At 64.6% G+C, this 23,363-nt stretch carries 21 protein-coding genes and 2 pseudogenes; 8 read left to right on the forward strand and 15 right to left on the reverse strand.

From position 1 onward, the window contains the following. Positions 1–4 precede the first annotated feature (4 nt). On the forward strand, positions 5–1,183 hold the full coding sequence (locus K359_RS53540) for an amidohydrolase family protein (RefSeq protein WP_245284783.1): 1,179 nt from the start codon (positions 5–7) through the stop codon (positions 1,181–1,183). Between the two features lie 116 nt (positions 1,184–1,299). Here the strand turns inward: K359_RS53540 and K359_RS0132260 are convergent, their stop codons facing one another. The 6 genes from K359_RS0132260 to ggt form a co-directional block, all read right to left on the reverse strand. Beyond that, entirely contained in the window at positions 1,300–2,037 is a 738-nt protein-coding gene (locus tag K359_RS0132260) for an enoyl-CoA hydratase/isomerase family protein (protein WP_029083022.1), read from the reverse strand. Between the two features lie 54 nt (positions 2,038–2,091). Beyond that, the gene (locus tag K359_RS0132265; RefSeq protein ID WP_029083023.1) at positions 2,092–2,610 is read right to left on the reverse strand and encodes a cupin domain-containing protein; all 519 of its coding nucleotides are present in this window, start codon (positions 2,608–2,610) and stop codon (positions 2,092–2,094) included. 114 nt (positions 2,611–2,724) lie between these two features. Beyond that, positions 2,725–3,714, reverse strand: coding sequence for a D-2-hydroxyacid dehydrogenase family protein (locus tag K359_RS0132270; RefSeq protein WP_029083024.1), 990 nt, complete (start codon positions 3,712–3,714; stop codon positions 2,725–2,727). Positions 3,715–3,757: 43 nt separating this feature from the next. Continuing rightward, positions 3,758–4,216 (reverse strand): FKBP-type peptidyl-prolyl cis-trans isomerase, encoded by a 459-nt coding sequence (locus K359_RS53545; RefSeq protein WP_029083025.1) that lies wholly within the window; start codon positions 4,214–4,216, stop codon positions 3,758–3,760. 63 nt (positions 4,217–4,279) lie between these two features. Next, a complete protein-coding gene (locus K359_RS0132280) occupies positions 4,280–5,488 on the reverse strand; it encodes an FAD-binding oxidoreductase (RefSeq protein WP_245284784.1) in 1,209 nt (402 codons plus the stop codon). A 124-nt stretch (positions 5,489–5,612) separates the two neighbouring features. Then, positions 5,613–7,199 carry a gamma-glutamyltransferase gene (gene ggt / locus K359_RS0132285; protein ID WP_029083027.1) on the reverse strand — a complete coding sequence of 529 codons (1,587 nt, stop codon included), beginning with the start codon at positions 7,197–7,199 and terminating at the stop codon, positions 5,613–5,615. A gap of 172 nt (positions 7,200–7,371) precedes the next feature. Between ggt and K359_RS53550 the strand changes: the two genes are divergently transcribed. Then, positions 7,372–8,124 (forward strand): rhodanese-related sulfurtransferase, encoded by a 753-nt coding sequence (locus K359_RS53550; RefSeq protein WP_035977490.1) that lies wholly within the window; start codon positions 7,372–7,374, stop codon positions 8,122–8,124. Then, positions 8,117–8,332: a SlyX family protein gene (locus tag K359_RS0132295; RefSeq protein WP_029083028.1), complete on the forward strand. Its 216-nt coding sequence runs from the start codon at positions 8,117–8,119 to the stop codon at positions 8,330–8,332. Before K359_RS53550 ends, K359_RS0132295 begins: the two co-directional genes overlap by 8 nt. Before the next feature lie 27 nt (positions 8,333–8,359). Here K359_RS0132295 and K359_RS0132300 read toward each other — a convergent pair whose 3' ends face one another. Beyond that, positions 8,360–9,247 carry a LysR family transcriptional regulator gene (locus K359_RS0132300; RefSeq protein ID WP_245284785.1) on the reverse strand — a complete coding sequence of 296 codons (888 nt, stop codon included), beginning with the start codon at positions 9,245–9,247 and terminating at the stop codon, positions 8,360–8,362. 398 nt (positions 9,248–9,645) lie between these two features. Between K359_RS0132300 and K359_RS53555 the strand changes: the two are divergent. The 3 genes and pseudogenes from K359_RS53555 (at position 9,646) to K359_RS0132315 (ending at position 12,174) form a co-directional block, all read left to right on the forward strand. Further along, positions 9,646–10,059: pseudogene (locus K359_RS53555) on the forward strand (TadE/TadG family type IV pilus assembly protein). 1 nt (position 10,060) lies between these two features. After that, on the forward strand, positions 10,061–11,731 hold the full coding sequence (locus tag K359_RS0132310) for a pilus assembly protein TadG-related protein (protein WP_029083030.1): 1,671 nt from the start codon (positions 10,061–10,063) through the stop codon (positions 11,729–11,731). Positions 11,732–11,883: 152 nt separating this feature from the next. Next, positions 11,884–12,174 (forward strand): PilZ domain-containing protein, encoded by a 291-nt coding sequence (locus tag K359_RS0132315; RefSeq protein ID WP_371261209.1) that lies wholly within the window; start codon positions 11,884–11,886, stop codon positions 12,172–12,174. A gap of 125 nt (positions 12,175–12,299) precedes the next feature. On the opposite strand, the gene K359_RS0132320 is transcribed toward K359_RS0132315, so the two are convergent. Next, positions 12,300–12,485: a hypothetical protein gene (locus K359_RS0132320; RefSeq protein ID WP_029083032.1), complete on the reverse strand. Its 186-nt coding sequence runs from the start codon at positions 12,483–12,485 to the stop codon at positions 12,300–12,302. A gap of 121 nt (positions 12,486–12,606) precedes the next feature. Between K359_RS0132320 and hemE the strand changes: the two genes are divergently transcribed. After that, positions 12,607–13,653, forward strand: coding sequence for a uroporphyrinogen decarboxylase (gene hemE, locus K359_RS0132325; protein ID WP_029083033.1), 1,047 nt, complete (start codon positions 12,607–12,609; stop codon positions 13,651–13,653). Between the two features lie 188 nt (positions 13,654–13,841). Here hemE and K359_RS0132330 read toward each other — a convergent pair whose 3' ends face one another. The 4 genes from K359_RS0132330 to K359_RS66275 form a co-directional block, all read right to left on the reverse strand. After that, positions 13,842–15,455: a GMC family oxidoreductase gene (locus K359_RS0132330; RefSeq protein WP_029083034.1), complete on the reverse strand. Its 1,614-nt coding sequence runs from the start codon at positions 15,453–15,455 to the stop codon at positions 13,842–13,844. A 77-nt stretch (positions 15,456–15,532) separates the two neighbouring features. Next, positions 15,533–17,122 (reverse strand): bifunctional 3-(3-hydroxy-phenyl)propionate/3-hydroxycinnamic acid hydroxylase, encoded by a 1,590-nt coding sequence (locus K359_RS0132335; RefSeq protein ID WP_029083035.1) that lies wholly within the window; start codon positions 17,120–17,122, stop codon positions 15,533–15,535. A 1-nt stretch (position 17,123) separates the two neighbouring features. After that, entirely contained in the window at positions 17,124–17,927 is an 804-nt protein-coding gene (locus K359_RS53560; protein WP_245284786.1) for a VOC family protein, read from the reverse strand. Positions 17,928–18,151: 224 nt separating this feature from the next. Beyond that, positions 18,152–18,325, reverse strand: coding sequence for a hypothetical protein (locus K359_RS66275; RefSeq protein ID WP_165126041.1), 174 nt, complete (start codon positions 18,323–18,325; stop codon positions 18,152–18,154). A gap of 59 nt (positions 18,326–18,384) precedes the next feature. Between K359_RS66275 and K359_RS0132345 the strand changes: the two genes are divergently transcribed. After that, the gene (locus K359_RS0132345) at positions 18,385–20,346 is read left to right on the forward strand and encodes a bifunctional diguanylate cyclase/phosphodiesterase (RefSeq protein ID WP_029083036.1); all 1,962 of its coding nucleotides are present in this window, start codon (positions 18,385–18,387) and stop codon (positions 20,344–20,346) included. 32 nt (positions 20,347–20,378) lie between these two features. Here K359_RS0132345 and K359_RS53565 read toward each other — a convergent pair. From K359_RS53565 to K359_RS0132360, 3 genes and pseudogenes are all read right to left on the reverse strand, one after another. Beyond that, a pseudogene (locus tag K359_RS53565) lies at positions 20,379–21,359 on the reverse strand (2Fe-2S iron-sulfur cluster-binding protein). 12 nt (positions 21,360–21,371) lie between these two features. Continuing rightward, complete coding sequence (locus K359_RS0132355) at positions 21,372–22,124, reverse strand: GntR family transcriptional regulator (protein WP_029083037.1); 753 nt, start codon at positions 22,122–22,124, stop codon at positions 21,372–21,374. Positions 22,125–22,137: 13 nt separating this feature from the next. Then, positions 22,138–23,187 (reverse strand): aromatic ring-hydroxylating dioxygenase subunit alpha, encoded by a 1,050-nt coding sequence (locus tag K359_RS0132360; RefSeq protein ID WP_029083038.1) that lies wholly within the window; start codon positions 23,185–23,187, stop codon positions 22,138–22,140. Between the last annotated feature and the right edge of the window lie 176 nt (positions 23,188–23,363).

Genomic DNA, 23,363 nt, shown 5'->3' on the forward strand with positions numbered 1-23,363 from the left:
CATCATGGACATGCATACGCATTTCCTGCGCGACGACACCCGCATCATGGGCTTCGTGGAAATGCGCAAGGCGGTCGGCAAGGCCGGCTGGAACAAGCAGCTCAGCGATCACGAGCAGACCATCGAGGATCTCAAGTTCAACAACTACAAGAAGGAGATGTTTCTCGATTCCGACACCAAGATCTCGCTGATCTCCTCGGCGCCGTCGGATATCGAGCAGGACTGGTTCCTGACCAACGAGCAGATGGCCGACGCGCGCAAGAAGATCAACGACGAGGCCGGCTCGCGCCGGGTGTTCTGCCACGCCATCTTCACGCCCGGACAGCCCGGCTGGCTCGACAAGCTCGATGCCGCATTGGCGCTGAAGCCGGAATCCTGCAAGGGCTACACGATCGGCGACAACACCCACAAGGAGATCAGCCGCTATCCCTGGCGGCTGGACGACGAGAAGGTCGCCTACAAGGGCTATGAGAAGATGGTGAAGGCGGGCATCAAGAATGTCTGCGTCCACAAGGGCCTGTTCCCGCCCGGGATCGAGAAGCAATATCCGAACCTGCGCGGCTTTGCCGACGTCGCCGATGTCGGCCAGGCCGCCAAGGACTGGCCGCAGCTCAACTTCGTGATCTATCACTCGGCCTATCGCCATGTCGGCGGCGATCCGAGGGTCGCGCTCGCCGAGTTCGAGCGCACTGGCCGGATCGCCTGGACCAGCGATCTCGCCGACATCCCGGCGCAGTATGGCGTCAGCAATGTCTATGGCGATGTCGGGCAATTGTTCGCCACCACGCTGGTCGCCGAACCCAATGTCTGCGCCGCGCTGATGGGCACCCTGATCAAGGGGCTCGGCGTCGACCATATCTGCTGGGGCACCGACGCGCTGTGGACCGGCGCGCCGCAATGGCAGATCGAGGGCCTGCGGCGGCTGGAAATCCCCGAGGTGATGCAGAAGAAGTTCGGCTACGCGCCGCTCGGCCCCGCCGACGGACCGGTCAAGACGGCGATCTTCGGCGACAACAATGCGCGGCTCTACAACATCCAGCCGAAGCGCGCGATGCTGGAGCTGAAAGGCGATCGCTTCGCGATGATGAAGGCGCAGTATGAGAAGGCAGGCCCAGAGCCGTCGAATAGGCGCTACGGCTATGTGGTGCCGAACGGGGCGATCGATCACCGGGTATTTGCGTAAGCCTCACCCCTCGTCATTCCGGGGCTCGCAAAGCGAGAACCCGGAATCTCGGAATCTCGATATTGTGGCCCGAGATTCCGAGTTCGACGCTTCCGCGTCGCCCCGGAATGACTGCGTCACTTCCCCGTAAACCGCGGCTTCCGTTTCTCTGCGAAGGCCTTGACGCCTTCCTTGAGATCTTCGCTGTCTCTGACTTCATCGAGCAGCCGCCGCGCGTCGGCAACGGTTTCGAGAGGTCCTTTCGGCATGGCCTCGCGCGCCAGCTTCTTCAGCGCGCGGACCACCAGCGGTGCGTTGCCGGCAATTTTTGCAGCCATCTCCTGCGCCGTCACGACGTGCTGCCCTTTCGGCGCGACCTTGTTGACGAAGCCGATCTGGAAGGCGCGCTCCGCCGACATTTCCTCGCCGACCAGCAGAAATTCCATCGCAATCTTGTGCGGCATCCGTGCCATCACCGATGACACGCCGCCCGCGGTGGTACCGATCTTTCCCTCGGGATAGATGAATCGTGTCGTCTCCGACGCCACGCACAGGTCAGCCATCTGGACCAGTACGAAGGCGCCACCAACGACCCAGCCCGACGTCGCCGCGATCACGGGCTTGTCGAGTTCGACACCAAGGCCAGGCACGGCGTGCCACATGTTGGCGGGGAGATCACCGACATCGGCGCCGACGGAGAAATACTTCTCCTCGGACGAAGCCAGCACCGCGACGCGATCGCCGCTGTCCCGAAAGCGCAGCCAGGCATCGCGCAACTCCGTACACAACGCGTCGTTGAGCGCGTTGTGCTTCTCGCTGCGCGCCATCGTGATGGTCGCGACGTGATCCGCGCTCTCGTAGCGAACGAGCGTCATGCTGGCCTCCCTGCTCTTGTTGTTATTGTCTTGCGTCGCGGACGCGCCGCGACGTTATTTCTTCTCGTCGGGATGCCGGTGCACCGGGTCGACCCACAGCACGGTCTCCGGCTTCTCGATCGGTTCGATGTCGAGATTGATCGCGACCGCCTCGCCGTCGGAGCGCACCAGCACGCATTCCAGCACCTCGTCGCGGCTGGCGTTGATCTCCTGATGCGGCACATAGGGCGGCACGAAGATGAAATCGCCGGGACCGGCTTCGGCGGTGAACTGCAGCTTCTCGCCCCAGCGCATCCGCGCCTTGCCCTTCACGACATAGATAATGCTTTCGAGATGGCCGTGATGATGCGCGCCGGTCTTGGCGTCCGGCTTGATGCTGACGGTGCCTGCCCACAGTTTCTGGGCGCCGACGCGTGCGAAATTGATCGCGGCCTTGCGGTCCATGCCGGCGGTCGACGGCACATTCGGATCGAGCTGATTGCCGGGAATGACGCGGACGCCGTCGTGCTTCCAGCGCTCGTCGTCGTGATGGTGATCATCGTGGGAATGGGTGTGATCGTGGGAACCGCTCATCGTTCTTGCTTTCGTTGGTCAAGTTCGTGCAGGGAACGCTACCGAAAAGCGCGAGCGCAGGCGAGCGGAAAATCGAAACGTTCCGGCGCGGCCGCGCGTTGTCCTTGCGAAGCTTCAGCCGCGCGAGCGCGGATGTGCCAGCACGTCCGGATTGACAACGTCGGTCGGCGTACCGGCGGCGTAGGCCAATATCTGATCGAAGATGTCGGTGAACTGGATCTCGTACTCGTCGCGCGAGACGTAGCCGAGATGCGGCGTGCACACCACGTTGTCCATGTTGAGCAGCGGGTCGGCGGTGTCGCGCAGCGGCTCCTTTTCGTAGACATCGATCGCGGCCATGCCGGGCCGGCCTGCGCGCAGCGCATCGACCAGCGCGCCGGGCTCGATCAGCGGCGCGCGGCTGGTGTTGACGATCAGCGCGGTCTCTTTCATCCGCGCGAGGTCTTCCGCCTTGACGATGCCGCGCGTCGCGTCGACCAGCCGCATATGCAGCGACAGCACGTCGCAGCGGGCAAAGAAATCCGCCTTGCAGGCTGCGGTCTCGTAACCGTCGGCGCGCGCCTTGGCCATCGCCGGCTCGCGCGCCCAGATCAGCACGTTCATGCCGAATGCCCTGCCGTAGCCCGCGACCACGGCGCCGATGCGGCCGTAGCCGTAGATGCCGAGCGTCTTGCCGCGCAGCGTATGGCCGACGCCGATCTGCCATTTGCCGGCCTTCAGCGCCGCCATCTGTTGCGGGATCGCACGCATCGCGGCGAGGATCAGGGCCCAGGTGAACTCGGCGGTGGCGTAGGACGGCGTGTCGGCATGCTGGCCCGACGACACGATGATGCCGAGCCGCGTGCAGGTGTCGATATCGATATGCGGATAGACGCTGCGCTGGCTGATCAGCTTCAGCTTCGGCAGACGTTCGAGCAGCGGCGTGCGGATCTGGGTGCGTTCGCGGATCAGCACCAGCACGTCGGTGTCGCGCAGCCGTTCGGCGAGCGCCTCGACGTCCTGGACGTGATCGTTCCAGATCGTGACGTCGTAGCCGTCGAGCTTGCGGAAGCAATCGAGGGTGCGCAGCGTGTCGAAATAATCGTCGAGGATCGAAATCTTCATCGCTGCGCCCTCTCTTGTTGTGGGCTGGTTACGTCACGCCCGATTATTTCACGCCAAGCAGCTCGACGTCGAACATCAGCGTCGCATTCGGCGGGATCACGCCGCCGGCGCCGCGCGCGCCATAGCCGAGATCAGGCGGGATGATCAGCGTGCGCTTGCCGCCGACCTTCATGGTGGCGACGCCCTCGTCCCAGCCCTTGATCACATGGCCCTGGCCGATCGGAAACTCGAACGGCTCGTTGCGGTCGACCGAGGAGTCGAATTTCTTGCCCTTCTGGCCGTTCTCGTAGAGCCAGCCGGTGTAGTGCATGACGCAGGTCTGGCCGGGCTTCGGCGAGGCGCCGGTGCCGACCTTGCTGTCGATGATCTGGAGGCCTGAGGCTGTGGTCATGGGCTTTCCTGCGGTTTGGGCCGTTGCCGTCCCGCTGACAAAGGACGTGGAGACTGCCGCCGCAAGTCCGGCGAACGCAGTCTTGATGATCGTGCGTCGGGAAGATCGCATCTTGCACCTCTCGTGAAGAACGGCCGTCTCTAGCCCAGCGCAGGGCAATTCCCTAGCCATTTTTCAGTGACCGGCTATGCCGCCATCGCGGTCCAGCGCGAAATCGTCAAGCAATGGCGAGGTGCCGCCCGCGACGAGATCGCCGATCAATTGCGCAGCCAGATAACTGAAGGTAATGCCGTTGCCGCCATAGCCATACGCGGCATAGACGCCCTTCGCGCCGGGCACCGGACCGATCAGCGGCAGGCCGTCGCAGGTGGTGTCGAACGTTCCGGCCCAGCGGTATTCGATCTCCGTTGCCGCGAACGGCCAGAGCGCGGCGAGACGTTGCGCGAGCCGCCGCGACTTCTCCGGGATCAGGCGGTCGCGCGCATCGGGCGCGATGATGTCCTCACTGTCCTCGCCACCGATGATGATGCGCCCCGCCGGCGTCGTGCGTGCGTAGAGGTAATCCCTGGCGTTCTCCCAGATCAGCGCGCCATCCTTCCAGATGTTCTGCGGCTGCGGCGTCGTTGCAATCGCCCAGCTCGAGGACACGGCCTGGACGTTCGACCGGACGATATCCGGCATCACGTAGCCGGTCGCCAGCACGACGGCCTTCGCGGCAATTTCGTGGCCATCCTCGAATCCCACCGTGACTGCGGCACCTGCCGGATCGAATACCACGGCCTCCGCATCGAACTGCCGCGCACCGCGCGTGACCGCGAGGTGGAGCAGACCGCGGGCCAGCTGGAGCGGATCGGCATCCGCCGCGCCAGGCGAGACGATCGCGCCGGCGCGCGCCATTCCGTAGGTCTCGAGCAGTTGTCCATGATCGAGGAAGTCGCCGGGCAGGCCGGCGCGGCGGCGGAGCCGATGCTCATCGAGCAATTCGGCTACAGAGCTGCCGGCCGCCAGATAGAGCGAGCGCTTCTTTCTGATCTCTCCCGGCAGCTTGTTGTCACGAACCAGCGAGATCAAGCCGGTCACGGCATCGAGACTTGCCCGATAGGCACGCGCGGCCCGCTCGAAGCCGTACAGCGCCGTCAGCTCGACAAGCGGACGGTCGATCTCCCACAACAGCATCGAGGTGCTTGCCGCAGTGCTGCCGCGGCCGGGGTGCTCACGGTCGACAATGACGACGTCGAGCCCTTGACGGGTCAGGCGCTCGGCGACCAGCGAGCCGGTGATGCCGGCGCCGACGATAAGCGCATCGCAGGCGAGATTTTCCGATAGCGCGGGACGCGGCGGTGGCGTTGCTGCAACAAACCACGGCGAGATGCCGCCGCGCAAATCGGCCTGGTCAGTATCATCTGAATCGAGGGAACGGATGACGGGCCTCGCGGGGAAGGGCTTTCAGCACCAACCCCCGCGACAACACCTTGTTCCGCCGGTCCGGCCTCGCCGGCCGCGACAATCAGTAGCCGAGCGCGCAGCCGTCCTTGCGCGGATCGGAGCCGCCGGTCAGCGTGCCCTTGTCCCAATCGATCCATATCCCCTGGCCACCGCCGAGCGGCGCAACCACGCTGGTGGTCTTGTGGCCGATCTTCTTCAGGCCTTCGACGATCTCCGCCGGCACGCTATCCTCGAGCTGGTAGACGCCCTCGTAATGCAGGCCGCGCGGCATGTCGATCGCCTCCTGCACGTCACAGCCATAGTCGAGCATGTTGGTCAGCACATGGGTCTGGCCGACCGGCTGGTACTGGCCGCCCATCACGCCGAACGGCATCACGGCACGGCCGTTCTTGGTGGCCAGCGCCGGGATGATGGTGTGTAGCGGACGCTTGCCCGGCGCGATGCAATTCGGATGGCCGGGCTGGATGCGGAAGCCGCCGGCGCGGTTCTGCAGCAGCACGCCGGTCTTGTTGGAGACGATCGCCGAGCCGAACGAATGCGCGATCGAGTTGATGAACGAGCAGACGTTGCGGTCCTTGTCGACCACCGTGATGTAGACGGTCGACGGATTCATCGGTGGCGCAACGTTGGGCAGATCGAGCAAGCCATCCATCCGGATGTTCCTGATGTGCTCGTCGGCGAACTCCCTGGAGAGGATGCCGGCGACGTCGACATGCGCGTGCTTGGGATCGCCGATATACTGCTCGCGCATCATGTAGGCGATGCGCGCCGCCTCGGCCTCGAGATGGAAGCGCTCGATGCTGAGCGGCTTGAACCTGGTCAGGTCGAAGCGCGACAGGATGTTGAGCATGACCAGCATGGTGATACCCGGTCCGTTCGGCGGGCACTGCCAGACGTCGTGGCCCTTGTACATCGTGCCGATCGGCGAGGTCGCCTCGGTCGAATGCGCGGCAAAGTCCTCCAGCGTATGCAGGCCGCCGATGCCGCGCAGCGTGTCGACCATGTCGGCGGCGATCTCGCCGCTATAGAAGGCGTCGCGGCCCTTTTGCGCGATCGCGCGCAGCGTCTTGCCGAGCTCGGGCTGCCGGATCACGTCGCCGGCGACCGCAGGCTTGCCATGCGGCAGCAGATAGCGCTCGGTATTGGTGCCGTTCTTCAGCTTCTCAAAACCGTTCTTCCAGTCGAAGGCGATGCGCGGCGCGACCACGTAGCCCTCTTCGGCGGCCTTGATCGCCGGCTGCAGCAGCCGGTCGAAGCCGAACTTGCCGTGATCCCTGAGGATAACGTCCCAGGCGTCGATTGCGCCGGGAATGCTGACGGCATGCGCCGAGGTCAGCGGCACCGAATGGATGTTGCGTTCGAGGTACCAGTCGGCGGTGGCCGCCATCGGCGCCCGGCCGCTGCCATTATAGGCGGTGATCTTGCCCTCGCCCTTCGGCTGGATCAGCGCAAAGCAGTCGCCGCCGATGCCGGTCGATTGCGGCTCGATGACGCCGAGCAGCGCGCAGGCCGCGACCGCCGCATCGGCAGCCGTACCGCCCTCGCGCATCACCTCGATCGCCACGAGCGCCGCCTCCGGATGCGAGGTCGCGACCATCGCGTTCTGGGCGTGGACCGTGGAACGGCCGGCGAAATGGAAATTCCTCATGGCGGAGAGCTCGCTTGATCGTGATGTTCTGATGCTGCTGCGGCGGATGGATGCCAAGTACATGGCACATTCATCCCCGGCAGGGCAATGCCTGGCATGCCAGAGGAATTATCCCGATAACGCATGGCTTTGCGGGGTTTCGCGGACCTGGCCGGCCTGATAAACCCCGGCCATGCCGTTCAAGGTCGCCGCCTTCTACCAGTTCGCCGCGCTGCCCGATTTCCGCGCACTGCGCGAGCCGCTGCGCGCGCTCTGCGCGGGGCTCGACCTCAAGGGCAGCGTGCTGCTCGCCCATGAGGGCATCAACGGCACCATTGCCGGCACCGGCGACGGCATCGATGCGTTCGTCGCGGAGCTCGGGCACGGGCCGCTGTTCGGCGGCCGCCTCGACAATCTCGAGCTGAAATTCTCCGAAGCCGTGCAGATGCCGTTCCAGCGGCTCAAGGTCCGGCTGAAGAAGGAGATCGTGACGCTCGGCGACACCACGATCGATCCGACGCGCCAGGTCGGCACCTATGTCGACGCCGCCGACTGGAATGCGCTGATCGCCTCGCCCGACATGCTGGTGCTCGACACCCGCAACGCGTTCGAGGTCGCGCTGGGCAGCTTCGAAGGCGCGGTGGATCCCAGGATCGCGAGCTTCGGTCAGTTCAAGGAATTTGCCGCCCGTCATCTCGATCCCGCGAAGCACCGCAGGATTGCGATGTTCTGCACCGGCGGCATCCGCTGCGAGAAGGCCAGCGCCTATCTGCTCGCGCAGGGGTTTGCCGAGGTCTATCACCTCAAGGGCGGCATCCTGAAATATCTCGAGGAAACTCCGCTGCAGGACAGCCGCTGGCGCGGCGACTGTTTTGTGTTCGACGAGCGCGTCGCGCTCGGCCACGGCCTGCGCGAGCGCGAACACGCGGGTGCCGTCGATGAATGATGCTGCAAGGCTGAGCGAACGGGTCGATGCGCTGGAGGTCCGCCTGACCTACCAGGACGAAGCCATCGAGACGCTGAACCAGACCATCACGGCGCAGTGGAAGCAGATCGACGCGCTGACGCGCCAGGTCGCCGAGTTGCGCGACCGGCTTCAGGAGGCCGAACGCCAAGGGCCCGGGCCCGCCAACGAGCGCCCACCGCATTATTGACCGCTGCCGCCGCAATGCGGCGGCGGATTACATGTTGCTCACCTGCCGGACCGGCTTCGCGCCGGCGAAGAACAGGCTCGACAACCGCTGCACCATCGCCGTCGCGCGACTTCCTTCGAGGCCCGGGCGAACACACAGCAGGCGTTTCTGCACCGGAAGCTCCGGCAGATAATAGTCCTTCGCCGAAACCAGGAAGGGCGGGATCATCCGCTCGGGGCACGCGGTCAGGCCATATCCGGCCCGCGCGGCTTCCAGTCGCAGCTGGTGGTTCGGGCTCCTGAACACGATCTTGTAGGAGATGTTGTGTTTGGTGAGCGTCCGGATCATCCAGTCGTCACCCGGCCACGCCAGGATCGGGATCGGCGCGCCCGGCCTGAGCACGAAATCGCGGTATCGCACCCAAACCGACCGTTCGTCGGCCTCGGCGGCGATCGTCACCTCGTCCTCGTTCTCCAGCGAAGGATTGCTGTAGACGAAGGCGATGTCGATGTAGCCGTCGATCAATCCTCTGATGACGGCTGGCGACATGTCGGCGTGAAGCAGGACGTCGGTGAGCGCCTCGGCCGGATGAAGCTTGAGGAATTCCTCGGCGAGCATCGTGCTGATTCCGAGCCGCAGCGGCTGCGGTCCCTCATGACTGCCGCCCAACCGAAGCAATTGATCGTTGGCTTCGAGGATGCGCCTTGCCTGCTGCACGGCGACCTTGCCGAGCTCGGTGGTTGTGGTGCCGTTTGCCGTTCTGACGAAGAGTGCGCCGCCGATCAGGCTTTGCAGTCGCTTGACCTGCGAACTGATCGCCGGCTGGCTGAGGCCGAGACGTTCCCCGGCCTTCGACAGGCTTCCCGTCTCGGCGATCGCAACGACGGTGCGGACGATCTCAGTAGGAATATTCAAATGCTGACGTGGTCTGTGCATCGAGAGCGCTCCAATCTCAGCACGTGACGCAATTCCAATCTCCCCAGTATGCCAATCACCTATACTAACATTTGGTTGCACTTTCGTTTAGCTACAATTTGCCGCGACGACGCTTCTACTGCAGGCCATATGTATTGTTACGTGCATTTCCACGTAGGGCTACGGTATCAGACGACTGCATCTGCACACGCACGCAGCACCGCAGCGCCATCGAACCCCGGATTTCTGCGGAGACGGCATCAAATATTGTGATCACCCCATAAGTCACCGCGCTCCCGATCAATCCTGGTGCTGCCATTCATCTGAATTGACGTCACTGATTCGCGGAAGCGTTTTCATAGTTTTCCTTAATCAAAGCCTCGCAACGTGACGCCGTAGTTTGCGTCTCGAGGTGTTCCATGCCCGGTTTTTTTCGCTGTCGAAGCGGCGCGTCTGCGGTCGAATTCGCGCTCATGCTGCCACTTTTTCTCGCCTTCATTTTTGGCATCATCGTTTTCGGCTCGTATCTCGCGATGGTGCATGGCGTTCAGCAACTCGCCGCCGAAGCGGCGCGATCGTCTATCGCAGGAATGACCGACACCGAGCGCAACAGCCTCGCGACGAGCTACGTCACCGCCAACGCATCCACCTATCCGTTGCTCGTTCCCGCAAATCTCACGGTCAATGCCGCGCCGTCGCCGGCGAACGCGAACGTCTACGTCGTGACGGTCAACTACAACGCGGCCGGCAACTTCATCTAAAGCCTGCCTTTCGTACCCAAGCCCGCGAGCACCATCGTCCGCTCCGCGGCGATTCAGTACGGAGGATTCTAGAATGACGGCCATGCTGATGCTGATGCGGCGCTTCGGCGCCGACGAACGCGGAAACTTCGCGATGATCAGCGCCGGCCTGATGACGCTCGTGATCGGGTGCGCCGGGCTTGCAATCGACCTCGGCACGATCTTCGCCGACCGCCGCAAGACCCAGAGCACCGCCGATCTCGCCGCAATCGTCGCCGCCGCCAACCTGAACAATCCGGTCAACGCCGCCACCGCGACGGTGACACAGAACAACTATCCAGCCAGCGCGGTGGTCAAGGTTGAGACGGGGACCTACACCGCAAACAGCGCCGTCGCGCCACAGGCCCGTTTCGTGACCCCGGCGGTCGGCATTCCCAACGCCGCGCGCGTCACGCTGAATACCCAGACCCCGCTCTATTTCGCACGCTACATCACCGGCGCGAGCAGCTTCACGATCAGGACCACCGCCACCGCGACGTCGACCGAAATGGCGTCGTTCGCGATCGGCTCGCGGCTGCTCTCGGTCAACGGCGGCGTGCTCAATGCGATGCTCGGCTCGATGCTCGGCACCACGCTGTCGCTCTCGGTGATGGACTACAATTCACTGATCAGCGCGAAGATCGACGCGCTGGATTTCCTGTCGGCACTGGCGACGCGGGTCAACCTGACCGGCGTCACCTATAGCGACCTGCTGAGCAGCAACATCAAGGTCGGCGACATCATGGCGGCCGCACTGACCACGCAGCAGATCACCAATGGCGCGGGCGCCGCGACGACCGCGCTGTCGACGATCTCCCAGGCCGTCACCGGCTCCTCAACCAAGATTACGCCCGGAACACTGCTCGACCTCGGCCCCTTTGCCAACCTGACGGTCGGGCAGAAACCCAAGGTTGGCGCCAGCATTTCGGTGTTCGACCTCGTTAACACCGTGGCGCAGATCGCGAACGGGAACCATCAGATCGCAACCTCGGTCAATCTCGGCCTGCCCGGCATCGCCAACGTTTCCGTGATCGCAACGATCGGCGAGCGCCCGGTCGGCTCGAGCTGGATCACGATGGGCACCCAGGGCGTGAGCGTCCACACCGCGCAGACGAGGATCCTGGCGACGGTCAATGTTCTCGGCTCCGGCGCCGTTTCCGCGATCAACCTCCCGGTCTATGTCGAGGTCGCCTCGGGCACCGCGACGCTCAACGCGGTGTCCTGCGGCCATCCGAACATCAACACGTCGCAGGTGACGGTCGGCGTGACACCGGGAATCGTGGATGCATGGATCGGCAATGTCACGATTGCCGATATGACCAACTTCACGACCAAGCCAAATCCACCACCGGTGACGCTGGTCAATCTCGGTCTCGTCACCGTCACCGGCCTCGCCCATGCCGGCATGGGCAACACCACGCCGACCAACGTCAATTTCAGCTACAGCGACATCCAGTCGGGAACCAAGAAGACGGTGACGACGACCAACTTCCTTACATCGCTGACGAGCACGCTGCTCGGCAACCTCTCGCTCACGATCACTGTCGGCCCGCTCGGGCTTCCGATCCCGGGATTGGGCGCGCTGGTCATGAGCATCCTGAATGGCGTGACGAGTCCAATCGATCAGGTGCTGGCATCCGTCCTCGCGACGCTCGGCATCGGGCTCGGCCAGGTCGACGTCTGGGTGCTGGGCGTCCGCTGCGACGGCGCGGTGCTGGTGAACTAAAGCGTGTCCGGAAAAGTGCCAAGAAAAGTGCCAGGCGGTTTTCCGAAGAGACCATGCTCAAGCAAGGGACGAAAGCGCGATGACGATTCAACCAAATCTCGTCGCGCTTTAGGGGACGATCGCGACTGCATCATCGGGGCTAGTAGACTGCCGTGAGTACAACAATAAGAAGATACAAGACGGACAGCCAGCGGACAGTCCTGATGAAGCGCGGAACCATTTTCTTCCGCAACACCAGCGTCGGATGCGTTGTGCTCAATCTCTCGACCGGCGGCGCGGGGCTCGCGGTGGAAAGCGACGATGCACTCCCGTTTGCGTTCGATCTCGAGATCGAGAGCGAGCCGATCCGACGGCACTGCATTCTGGTCTGGCGTCTGGAGCGCCGGCTCGGCGTGACCTTCGAATATGACCGGATGCAGCGCCCCGAAGGCGGCCCCATCTAATCTGTCCCGACGATCACGCTCCAGATCAAGGGTTGTCCGCTTTGAGCCACCGCCGCGCCGCTACCCGTTCGCCGCACGGTTGAACCCAACTCGCATCGTGGTTAGCAACCGCTGGGATATACCAGCTAATTGTCCCGATTGCCGTCGTGCTTCGACGGCGCCGGCTGCGTGGCGCTGACCGGATCGGAGGCCGGGAAGGTATCCTCCAATCCCTCCTTGAGCCGGCTGCGGGCCCTGCGGTCGGCAGCCTGCGCCTCGTGCGGCTTCTCGGCATGCTTGTCATGTGCGGCAGGATCGAATTTCTCAGCCATGTCGTCCCTCCATTCTCCGGAACAACGCGCCCAAGCAAACCGGGGTTCCAGAACCGCCTTGGCCCATTGCGTCGCAGCGTGTATCAGGAGCGCAAATTTGACCTGATCAGGAACTTTCCCCGTGCCCCAGGATCCCGCGAAGAAGCCGCTCATCGACGTCCTGTCGGGCCACCGGCAGGCCGTGCCGCCGCTCTGGATGATGCGGCAGGCCGGCCGCTATCTGCCGGAATACCGCGAGCTTCGCGCCAAGGCCGGCGGCTTCCTGGATCTGTGCTTCACGCCTGAATTCGCGGCCGAGATCACCCTGCAGCCGATCCGCAGGTTCAATTTCGACGCCGCGATCATCTTCTCCGACATCCTGGTGATCCCCTATGCGCTCGGGCGTTCGGTGCGCTTCGAGGCCGGCGAAGGGCCGCGGCTCGATCCGCTGGCAACCCCCGGCGAGATCGCGGCGCTGGCGACCCAAGCCGATTTCGGCAAGCTCGAGCCGGTTTTCGAAGCGCTGCGCCGCGTCCGCCGCGAGCTTGCACCTGACATCGCGCTGATCGGCTTCTGCGGCGCGCCATGGACGGTCGCGACCTACATGGTGGCCGGACAGGGCACGCCGGACCAGGCGCCCGCGCGGATGCTCGCCTACCGCCATCCGGAGGCATTCGCTCAAATCATCGACGTCCTGGTCGAGAACTCGATCCGCTATCTCGTCGGCCAGCTGAAGGCCGGCGCCGATTGCCTGCAGATCTTCGACACCTGGGCCGGCGTGCTGCCGCCACGCGAGTTCGCCCGCTGGTCGGTCGAGCCGACCCGGCGCATCGTTGCCGGGGTGCGCAAGCAGGTCCCCGGTGCCAGGATCATCGGCTTTCCGCGCGGCGCCGGCGGCATGCTGCCGGCCTATATCGACCAAACCGGCGTCGATGCGGTCTCGATCGATTGGGCAACCGAGCCGTCGATGATCCGCGAACGCGTGCAGAGCCGCGTCGCCGTGCAGGGCAATCTCGATCCGCTGGCGCTGATTGCCGGCGGCGCCGCGCTCGACCGCGCGGTGGACGATGTGCTGGAGAATTTCGGCAAGGGGCGGCTGATCTTCAATCTCGGCCACGGCATCCTGCCGGAGACGCCGATCGCCCATGTCGAACAGATGGTCGCGCGGGTACGCGCGTATCGGGGCTGAGGCTCCGTCCGGGCTACGGCCACTCTTTCACCGTCACCCTGAGGAGCGCGCCCTCGCGCGCGTCTCGAAGGGTCGACGGCCCGAGTTTGGCCACGAGTGAAGAGTACCGCGCCTCGAAACATCGGGGCCGTGCATCCTTCGAGACGCGCGCAAGAGCGCGCTCCTCAGGATGACGGAACTGAGGACTCCTACCTCGCATCCTCCAAAATCATGTCCGACGCCTTTTCCGCGATCATGATCGTCGGCGCATTGGTATTGCCCGACATCAGGTCCGGCATGACAGACGCATCGACCACGCGCAGACCCTCGACGCCGCGCACCTTGAGCCGCTGGTCGACGACGGCGAGCGGATCGTTGCCCATCCGGCAGGTCGAGGTCGGGTGATAGACGGTGCTGCCGGTGCGGCGGCAGAAATCCAGCAGGTCGTCGTCGCTGACCACCTTGGCGCCGGGATCGACCTCTCCGACCGAGTATGACTTCAGCGCCGGCGCGGCCAGGATCTTGCGCAGGATACGGATGCCGTCGATGAAGGCGCGGCGATCGGTCTCGGTCGCCAGATAGTTGATGCGGATTTCCGGCGGCACGCCCGGGTCCGCGCTCCTGATCTTCAGCGAGCCGCGGCTTTCCGGGCGCAGCTGGCAGACCGAGGCCGTGAAGCCCGAGAACGGATGCAGCTTCTCGCCCATCTTGTCGGTCGAGAACGGCAGGAAGTGGATCTGAATATCCGGCGACGCCAGCCGCGGGCTGGTCTTGAAGAACGCGCCCGACGTGCCGGCGGCGATCGTCAGCGGTCCCTTGCGCAGCGCCGCGTAGCGCAGCCCGGCCATGACGCGGCGCACCGGATTGTTGACGACGTCGTTCAGCGTCACGGTCTGCGCGCAGCGTGTGACGATGCGCACCTGCATGTGGTCCTGCAGGTCGTTGCCGACGCCGGGCGCATCGAGCACGATGTCGATGCCGTGCTGTTTCAACAGGTCGGCGGGGCCGACGCCGGAGAGCTGCAGCAATTGCGGCGAGTTGTACGCGCCGCTCGACACCAGTATCTCCTTGCGCGCCCTGGCCGTGCGCAACTGCCCGCCCTGCTTGTACTCGACGGCGCTCGCGCGCTTGCCGTCGAACAGAATGCGCTGCGCCAGCGCCGAGGTCTCGACATGCAGATTGCCGCGCGTCAGCGCCGGCCGCAGATAGGACCGCGCCGTGCTGGCGCGCCGGCCGCGCCGCGTCGTGGTCTGGAAGAAGCCCGCGCCCTCCTGGCTCGCGCCGTTGAAATCCGGATTGGTCGGAATGCCGACCTCGGCCGCGGCATGAACGAAGGCTTCCGACAACGGATCGTGATGCCGCCAGTCCGATACCGGCAGCGGTCCATCACTGCCGTGATATTTGTCACCGCCGCGTTGCTGATCTTCCGCCTTCCTGAAATAGGGCAGGACATCGTCATAGCCCCAGCCGGCATTGCCGCGCTGGCGCCAGCGGTCATAGTCCTCGTGCTGGCCGCGGACATAGAGCAGGCCGTTGATCGAGCTGGAGCCGCCAAGCACCTTGCCGCGCGGCTGGAACACCTGCCGCCCGTTGAGACCCGGCTCGGGCTCGGTCTGGTACATCCAGTTGACGGATTTTTCCTTGAACAGCTTGCCGTAGCCGAGCGGGACATGGATCCAGATGTTGGTGTCCTTCGGCCCGGCCTCGAGCAGCAGCACCGAGTGCTTGCCGTCGGCGCTCAGGCGGCTGGCAAGCACGCAACCGGCCGAGCCGGCACCGACGATGACGTAGTCGAATTCGGCCGCATCATTCTTGTTGTTCACTGGTTTCCCCCGGCAAGTCTTTTTTCCCCGGAATCTCTTTCTTCCGGTGGTACAGACAAAGCGTCGCCTTGAAAAGACTAGTGCCCTGCGCTGAGGTTCTGGAGCAGTTGCCCGACAAGCATATTGAGTTCGTCGGCGCTGCCCGCGGCACCGAAGACATAACGGTCGGGCCGCACAATGACCGCCGCGGCGCCATGTTGCCGCATCCAGTCGGCGAACAGGCCGTCGCGCTCGATCACGGTCAGGATACCGTTGGCATCGGCGCTTTCACCTGAGGTCGTGATGACGACGCGCTCGCCGGCGCGATGCTGCCAGGCGGCACAGGACGCGTCCGACAGCCACGCCATCGGCTCTGTTGCCGCCGTCACGATCGCAAATTCCGGCTTCAGCAAATCGTCGAGCCGGCAGGTCCGCCCGTCCGGCGCACGCACATGCGGCTGCACGAACAGCCGCCCGGCAAGATCGGCATCGCGCGCGATCAGACCGGAGACGAGATCGGGAATGAATTTCTGCCGGATGGTTTCGGCCTTGCCGGCCTTGAGGTCAGCGCGCAGCCGCACGTCGCGCTCGGCGGCAGCCGCGGGATCGAGTTCGCCGATGATCTTGCCGAACTCCTTGGCGCTGGCGACAACGGCGCGGACATGCGGCTTGCGCTCGATCTCGTAAGCATCGAGCAGCGCCTCGTCGGCATCGCCACGGAGAACCAGCCTCAGCTTCCAGGCAAGGTTCACGGCATCACGGATGCCCGCGCACAGCCCCTGCCCGAGGAACGGCGGCGTCTGGTGCACAGCGTCCCCCATCAGCAGCACGCGGCGGTCGCGCCAGCGCTCGCCGAGCAGCGCGTGGAAACGATAGACCGCCGAGCGCCAGATCGTGAGGTCGGAGATATCGGTGAAGCCTTTCAGCAGCTTCACGACGTTGTCGGGCGCGCCGGCCAAATCGGGATCCTCGCCCGGCAACAGCTTGATCTCCCAGCGCCGCAGATTGCGCGGGCCCGGTACGAAGGTGCCTGGCCGCGACGGCCAGCAATACTGAAAACTCCGGGACGGCCGCTTGGCGGGCTCGCCGGTCAGCGTGTCCACCACCATCCACCATTCATCGAAGGCGAGGTCTTCCAGGCCGATGCCGAGCCGCTTGCGCACAAAGCTGTTGGCGCCGTCACAGCCGACCAGATAGCGCGCGCGGATCAAAAACTCCTCACCGGACTCGCGCCGCGCCGTCAGCGTCACCGCGTTCTCATCCTGCTGCAACGCCACGCCGGCGGCGGCGAGGAAAACGTCGGCTTGCGGATATTCGGCGAGCTTGTCGCGCAGCGCCTGCTCGACATCCGGCTGCACGAAGGTGACGTTCGGGATCCAGCCGAGCGGAAACGGCGGCGGCATCGGGTCGAAGATCTTGATGATCTCACCGTCGACGCCGAGATAATGCGAACCGTTGTGCGGGGCGATCGCCTGCTCCATGAAATCGCCAAGCCCGATCGCCTGCAGCACGCGCAGCGCCTCATGATCGAGCGTGATCGCGCGCGGCTTGTCGTAGATGTCGACGACACGCTCGACGACGGCGACCTTCAAGCCGGCTTTCGCCAGCAGATTGGCGAAGATCGCACCGACCGGCCCGAGCCCGACGATGGCGACGTCATAGATGGGAGTAGCGATCGATGATGCCATGCTACTTCGCGAGGTAACTCTCGAGCGTCAGCGGCTTCGGTTTCACCTCTGGCTCGCAGATCGCGACATCGGCGAACGGTGTCGCCTCCTCGAACCAGGCCTGCCGCGCCGGCAGTCCCCATGGAAACGAAATTTTGTGGTCGGAGGGGTCCCAGCCGATCGGTTCGTTCTCGATGTCCATGATCTGGTAGTGCGTGTTGAACAGCTCGACGCGATGCCCGTCGGGATCGCGCATGTAGACATACATCGCGTGTCCCGGTCCGTGCCGCCCCGGGCCGCGTTCGACGGCCGCGCCATAGCCGAGCTCGCCGGCGATATCGCAGGCGTTGAGCAAATGATGAACCTCGGGCGCGAGATACGCGAAATGGTGCAGCCGCGGTCCCGCCCCATTGAAGAACACCATGTCGTGCGGATTGCCCTTGCGCTGCAGGAACACGCCGCGCAGATCGAACGTCCCCGCCGGCGCGATGTATTCGCTGAGCCGAAAGCCTGCGGCGGTGTAGAACTCGCACGCCTTGCGCACCTCCGGCGTCAGCACCTGCGTGTGATCGAGCCGCAGCGCCGAGCCGCCGGCATGGCGGGTGAATTTGGTGATCATGCGCGGCAGCACCGGCATGGTCGCGCAGAACTCCAGCGGCGTTCCGGCGGGATCGGTCGCTTGCAGGGTGCGGCCCTGATGCGGCACATCGACCCAGGCGGCGTAGCATCCATGCGCCTCGAAGAAGGCCTTGAGCCGGTCGAGGTCATCGTCCTGAAAGACCCGCAGGCCGAGCCGCGCACAGGCGGCGCCTTCGCCCTTGCGCAACACAAGGCTGTGATGACAGGCCTCCTCGACGCCGCGGAAATAGAGCGCATCGGCCTCCTCCGCAGCCCGATCACCTTTTCGTAGAACTGCCGGCTCGCTGTGAGGTCACGGACGGTCAGGACGACATGGCTGGCCCGCGTGATACGGAACCCGGGATCGTGGTTCGTGGTCGGGAGGCTCATGCGCATCTTCTGGTTTGCCGTTGCGGGAACCAAAGACATTGCTCAACTCATTGCGAAAAACCGGCAGAGGATCAAGCAGCGTGGCGCCCGGCAGGCTTTGCCGGTCCGTGAGGTCGCGTCACGCATTTGTATCGATTTGTTAGCAATGCGCGCCAGTGGAACCAAAACGTGAGCCCGCGGCAGCCCGGTCCGTTCCAATAGTTCATAGTTTGTCAAAGGTTTGCAGAGAATCCTTCGTCACTGCGCCATGGCCAAACCGCGCAGGCAATTTAGTGATGCGTACCCAGCTGAGATCATATTTCGCGACCTTGTTCGCAGGCGACCTCGCGGCCTTCGGTGCACCACCGACGGATGAAGCGCTTGCCGGTCACATCCGCGCCGAGCAGGTTTCGCTCGTGCTTGGCTATTCCTTCGGCATCATGCTGGCCAATGCCTGCAACGCGCTGGTGCTCGCCGTTGCATTGTGGCAATCGCCGGATTGGGCCTTCGCGCTGATCTGGGCCGCCGCCGTGAGCAGCGCAGCGCTGTTCTTCGGGCTGCAAGCGCGCGCAGCGCGCCGCATCGCCAAGCCGCAATTCGTGTCGCGCCGAACCATGTACCGGCTGGTGCGCAATGCGCTGGCGCTCGGAGCGGCCTGGGGCATCGTTCCGGTCGCCTTCTTCGCCAATGCATCAAGCGGCGCGCAACTGGTGATCACCTGCCTGTGCGCCGGAATGCTGGCCGGCGGCGCCTTCGCCTTCTCCACCATCCCGATCGCCGCGATTGCATTCACCGCGCCGATCTTCGTCGGCACCGCGATGTGCCTCGGCAGGGACGGCGACTTCGTCTATCTCCTGTTGGCCGTCCTCGTTCTGGTCTACGGCTCCGTGCTGCTGCGCGGCGTGTTCGTCAACGCGTTCGAGTTCAGGCGGCGGATCATCGCCCAGCACGAGGCCGAACGGACCGTGCGGCAGGATCCGCTGACGCATCTGCCAAACCGCGTCGCCTTCAACGAGGCGCTCAACGGCGCGCTGCACCGGCTGGCGCGCTCAGGCGAGGAATTCGCCGTGCTGCTGCTCGATCTCGATCGCTTCAAGGAGGTCAACGACAGGTTCGGCCATCCCGCGGGCGACGAATTCCTGGTGCAGGTTGCGGCCCGGTTGCAGCGCTGCACGCGCGCTGCCGAGCATGTCGCGCGGATCGGCGGCGATGAATTCGCGCTGATCATGTCCAACCTGACCAGGCCCGAGGATGCGCTCGCGATCGCCGAGCGGTTCGTCGCGGCCTTTGCCGATCCGTTTACGATCGACGGGTTCGAGATCAACGGGATGCTCAGCATCGGCATCGTGCTCGCGCCGCGGGACGGCAGCACGTCGCACGATCTGCTCAAGCACGTCGACATCGCGCTCTACCGGGGGAAGAAATCCGGCCCCGGCACCATCTGCTTCTTCGAGGCCAGCGACGACCAGTCCGCGCGCGACCGACGCGCCCTGCAGCGGGATCTGGAACAGGCCATCGAGGCCGACCAGCTGTTCCTCGTCTACCAACCGTTCCTCGACATCCGCAAAGGCCGCGTCACCGGCTTCGAGGCGCTGTTGCGCTGGCAGCATCCGACGCGTGGCCTGATCCCGCCGAGCGTCTTCATTCCGATCGCCGAGGAGAGTGGGCTGATCCATCAGCTCGGCGAATGGGTGATCCGCCATGCCTGCGCGATGCTGGCGCGCTGGCCTGATGACATCAGGATCGCGGTCAATTTCTCCGCGGTCCAGTTTCAGAACGTCGGCATCCTGCAGACCATCGTCGACGCGCTTGCCCAGGCCAACGTCGCGCCCCACCGGCTCGAGATCGAAATCACCGAATCGATGCTGATCTCGAAATACGGATCGGCGCCCGCGATCCTCAACGCGCTGCTCGAACTCGGCCTTACGGTCGCGCTCGACGATTTCGGCACCGGCTTCTCGTCACTGACCTATTTGCGCAAGCTGCCGTTCAGCCGCATCAAGATCGACCAATCCTTCATCCGGGACATGCTGACCCAGCCGGACTGCGCCGCGATCGTCAAATCGGTGATCGGCCTCGCGCAGGACCTGCAGATCGGCGTGGTGGCCGAAGGCGTTGAGACCGCGGATCAGCTCGAATACCTGCGCCAGACCAGCTGCGACGAAGTTCAGGGCTATCTGATCGGCCGGCCGATGTCGGCCGGCGAGATCACGGCCCTGCTCGATCACGATCCGCAGCACTCGGTGCACGCGGCGTAGCCCTGATCGAATGCCGCGACCGGTCGAGCCTGTTAGAGCGCGTCGGCCCGATGCAGGGTGTCGACCGTGATGGTGCCGCGGGCGCGCGAGACGCAGGCGCAGATCTTGCGGCTCTCCTGCTTCTGGTGATCGCTGAAGAAGACGTCGCGATGGTCGATTTCGCCGTCGACATCGACCACGTCGAGCGCGCAGACGCCGCATTCGCCGCGCCGGCAGTCGCTCATCACCTCATGACCGGCTTCGTTGAGCACGTCCAGCATCGATCGGTCGCGCGGGATCACGAACTCGATCCCCTCGCCTTTGAGCCGGACGCGGAACGCCTCGGTCGGCAGCAGCCCGCTCGATCCGAAGGTCTCGTAGCGCAAATCAGACAGCGGGCGACCGGACGCCTCCCAGGTGCGCCGTGCCGCATCCAGCATCCGCATCGGGCCGCAGAACAACGCCATCGTCTCCGGCGGCAAGGCCGCGAACACACGGCCGAGGTCGAGCCGGCTGCCCTCGTCGCCGGCATGAACGACAAGGCGGTCGCCGAGCAGACGTTCGAGCACGTCGAGGTAGGCCGCATCGCTGCGCGTGCGGACGGCATAATGCAGCGCCACGCCGGCGTCGCGGCGGGCCAGCGCCTTTGCCGCACCGACGATCGGCGTGATGCCGATGCCACCCGCGATCAGGCAGAACTGCCGCCGCGTCCAGTCGAGCTGAACCAGCGAGGCCGGCAGCGTGATGGTGAGCCGCGCCCCCGGAGCGAGCGACCACATATAATGCTAACCGCCGCGGGAATCCGGGGCGCGCCGCACCGCGATCCGATAGCCTTGCGGATCGACTTCGCCGACCAGCGAATAGGAGCGGGTTTGCGGCTGGCCCTCGATGGTGACGCTGACATTGATATGGCTGCCGACGGGGTAAGGCGCGGCAGCAAAGCCGTCGGGGCGCAGCAGGAATTCGCGGATGCCGGGCGTGAGGTCGCGCGTCGCGACCAGCGTGGCGGAGGTCCAGGTCTCAATGAATCGCATGGTACGCTCCGCTCAGCCGGCCGCCGAATTGATCAGCGCCAGCGCCGGCAGCAGATCGAGATGGGTGCGGTTGCGCAGCGCTAGCCGCAGATTGCGTGCCGCAAGCCGGGCATGCTCGCGCATGATCGCCTCGGCGCGCGCGCCCTCGCGGTTCTCGATGGCGTCGACCACCACGCGATGATGGTCCTGCGCAATCAGCAGGATTTGGCGCGCCTCGGGCAACGCCGATTGCGCCATCACGAAGCCGCTCGGCGAGGCGAACGGCAGCGCCGAGGCGCGGTCGATCTGCCGGATCAGTGGCGGACTGCGCGACAGTTCGGTGAGCAGCGCGTGGAAGCGCGCGTTGAGCGCGACGTAGGACGAAAACGCCTCGACGGAGATCGGATCCTGCCGCACCAGGCCGTCGATCTCGCTGAGGCATTGCTTCAGCGGCTCGAGATCGCGCGACGAGACGCCGCGCTCGGCGGCAAAGCGCGCAGCCAGCCCTTCCAGCGTGCCGCGCAGCTCGATCGAATCGAGAATGTCGCGCTCGGAAAATGCCTTGACCATGAATCCGCCGGACGGGATCGCCTCCAGCAGGCCTTCCTCTTCCAGCCGGACCAGCGCCATCCGCACCGGCGTGCGCGACACCCCGGTGATCTCGACCGCCTGCAGTTCCGAGATGCGCTCGCCGGGCCGCAGGCGGCCGGAGAGAACCAGGTCGCGCAGCGCAAGCTGCGCCCGCACGGTCTGCGACACTGAGCGATCGGCTTCGCGTTCCGTCATGGCCTGGCCTGGCCTACTCCGCCGCCTGCAGCTGCTGCGGCGGATGTTCCTTCGCCACCATGCGGTCGATGACGCGCCGCGCCCACATCGCGCCGGCATCGATGTTGAGATTGTAGAACACGCGGTCCGGATTCTCGTCCATCGCGCGCTGCTGCGCCTCCAGGATGATCTCGTCCTCGTGGAAGATGCCGGCGACGCCGTCGCGGATTTCCGAGGTCAGGCGCTGCTCGGTGATGCGGTGATTGCGGACGAAGGCCCAGAAATAATGACAGGTCTTCTCGGTCTCCGGCGTGATGGTATTGAGCACATAGCCGTTGACGCCCAGCGAGCGATCGCCCTCCGGCGCGCCCGATCCGGCCGGCGCGACGCCGACGTCGATATTGACGGTGCATGGCGCCTCGAAGCGGATGATCTGCCAGCGATCGACCGGCCCCGGCCTCTGCAACTGCTTGGCCCAGAACGGCGGCGGCTCGATGCCCTTCATCCAGCGCGTCACGGTGACGGTCTTCTCGCCGTGGGTGACGTCGAACGGGGCTTCGGCGACTGCCTCATTGCCGATGCTCGAACCATGCACAAAGGTCTCGTGCGTCAGGTCCATCAGGTTGTCGACGACGAGGCGATAGTCGCATTTGACGTGAATGGTCTTGCCGTCGCCGGCCCAGGCCGGATCGTGGTTCCAGTGCATGTCGGGCACCAGCGCCGGATCGGCCAGCGCGGGATCGCCCATCCAGAGCCAGATGAAGCGGTGGCGCTCGACGACGGGATAGGCGCGCACGCAAGCCGACGGATTGATGGTCTCCTGCGAGGGCATGAAGGTGCAACGGCCCTGCGCATTGTATTTCAGGCCGTGATAGCCGCAGACCACGGCGTCGCCGTCGAGTCGGCCCTTGGAGAGCGGCACGAGGCGATGCCAGCAGGCATCCTCGAGCGCCACGACCTCGCCGTCGCCCTTCCGGTACATCACGACATGCTTGCCGCAGATCGTCCGCGGCAACAGCGCGTGCTTGATCTCGGCATCCCAGCCGGCCGCGTACCACGCGTTCATTGGAAAGGGCTTTTGCACGCTATCCTCCCTAGGATGAATTCTATCTGTATACATTATTGGCGAGAAACTAGCAAATTTTCTCGGAGTTTCCACCAAGTCCGACTGTTTAGTATACATTGTCTGTCATATTTGGCCGATCCATCGTCAAAAAATCGATTTTCGATTGACGGCAACAAGACGGTCAGCCAATCTGC

The organism is Bradyrhizobium sp. th-b2 (assembly GCF_000426785.1).
Lineage (GTDB): Bacteria > Pseudomonadota > Alphaproteobacteria > Rhizobiales > Xanthobacteraceae > Bradyrhizobium > Bradyrhizobium septentrionale.

What these genes read in the sequence shown, in the direction of transcription:
- K359_RS0132335 (WP_029083035.1), bottom strand. Translation starts at nt 17,122, where the DNA reads ATGGCATCATCGATCGCTACTCCCATCTATGACGTCGCCATCGTCGGG.
- K359_RS53545 (WP_029083025.1), bottom strand. Translation starts at nt 4,216, where the DNA reads ATGCGATCTTCCCGACGCACGATCATCAAGACTGCGTTCGCCGGACTT.
- K359_RS0132320 (WP_029083032.1), bottom strand. Translation starts at nt 12,485, where the DNA reads ATGGCTGAGAAATTCGATCCTGCCGCACATGACAAGCATGCCGAGAAG.
- ggt (WP_029083027.1), bottom strand. Translation starts at nt 7,199, where the DNA reads ATGAGGAATTTCCATTTCGCCGGCCGTTCCACGGTCCACGCCCAGAAC.
- K359_RS0132265 (WP_029083023.1), bottom strand. Translation starts at nt 2,610, where the DNA reads ATGAGCGGTTCCCACGATCACACCCATTCCCACGATGATCACCATCAC.
- K359_RS0132260 (WP_029083022.1), bottom strand. Translation starts at nt 2,037, where the DNA reads ATGACGCTCGTTCGCTACGAGAGCGCGGATCACGTCGCGACCATCACG.
- K359_RS0132270 (WP_029083024.1), bottom strand. Translation starts at nt 3,714, where the DNA reads ATGAAGATTTCGATCCTCGACGATTATTTCGACACGCTGCGCACCCTC.
- K359_RS0132355 (WP_029083037.1), bottom strand. Translation starts at nt 22,124, where the DNA reads ATGACGGAACGCGAAGCCGATCGCTCAGTGTCGCAGACCGTGCGGGCG.
- K359_RS53550 (WP_035977490.1), top strand. Translation starts at nt 7,372, where the DNA reads ATGCCGTTCAAGGTCGCCGCCTTCTACCAGTTCGCCGCGCTGCCCGAT.
- K359_RS0132295 (WP_029083028.1), top strand. Translation starts at nt 8,117, where the DNA reads ATGAATGATGCTGCAAGGCTGAGCGAACGGGTCGATGCGCTGGAGGTC.
- K359_RS0132345 (WP_029083036.1), top strand. Translation starts at nt 18,385, where the DNA reads ATGCGTACCCAGCTGAGATCATATTTCGCGACCTTGTTCGCAGGCGAC.
- K359_RS0132310 (WP_029083030.1), top strand. Translation starts at nt 10,061, where the DNA reads ATGACGGCCATGCTGATGCTGATGCGGCGCTTCGGCGCCGACGAACGC.
- K359_RS0132300 (WP_245284785.1), bottom strand. Translation starts at nt 9,247, where the DNA reads ATGCACAGACCACGTCAGCATTTGAATATTCCTACTGAGATCGTCCGC.
- K359_RS53540 (WP_245284783.1), top strand. Translation starts at nt 5, where the DNA reads ATGGACATGCATACGCATTTCCTGCGCGACGACACCCGCATCATGGGC.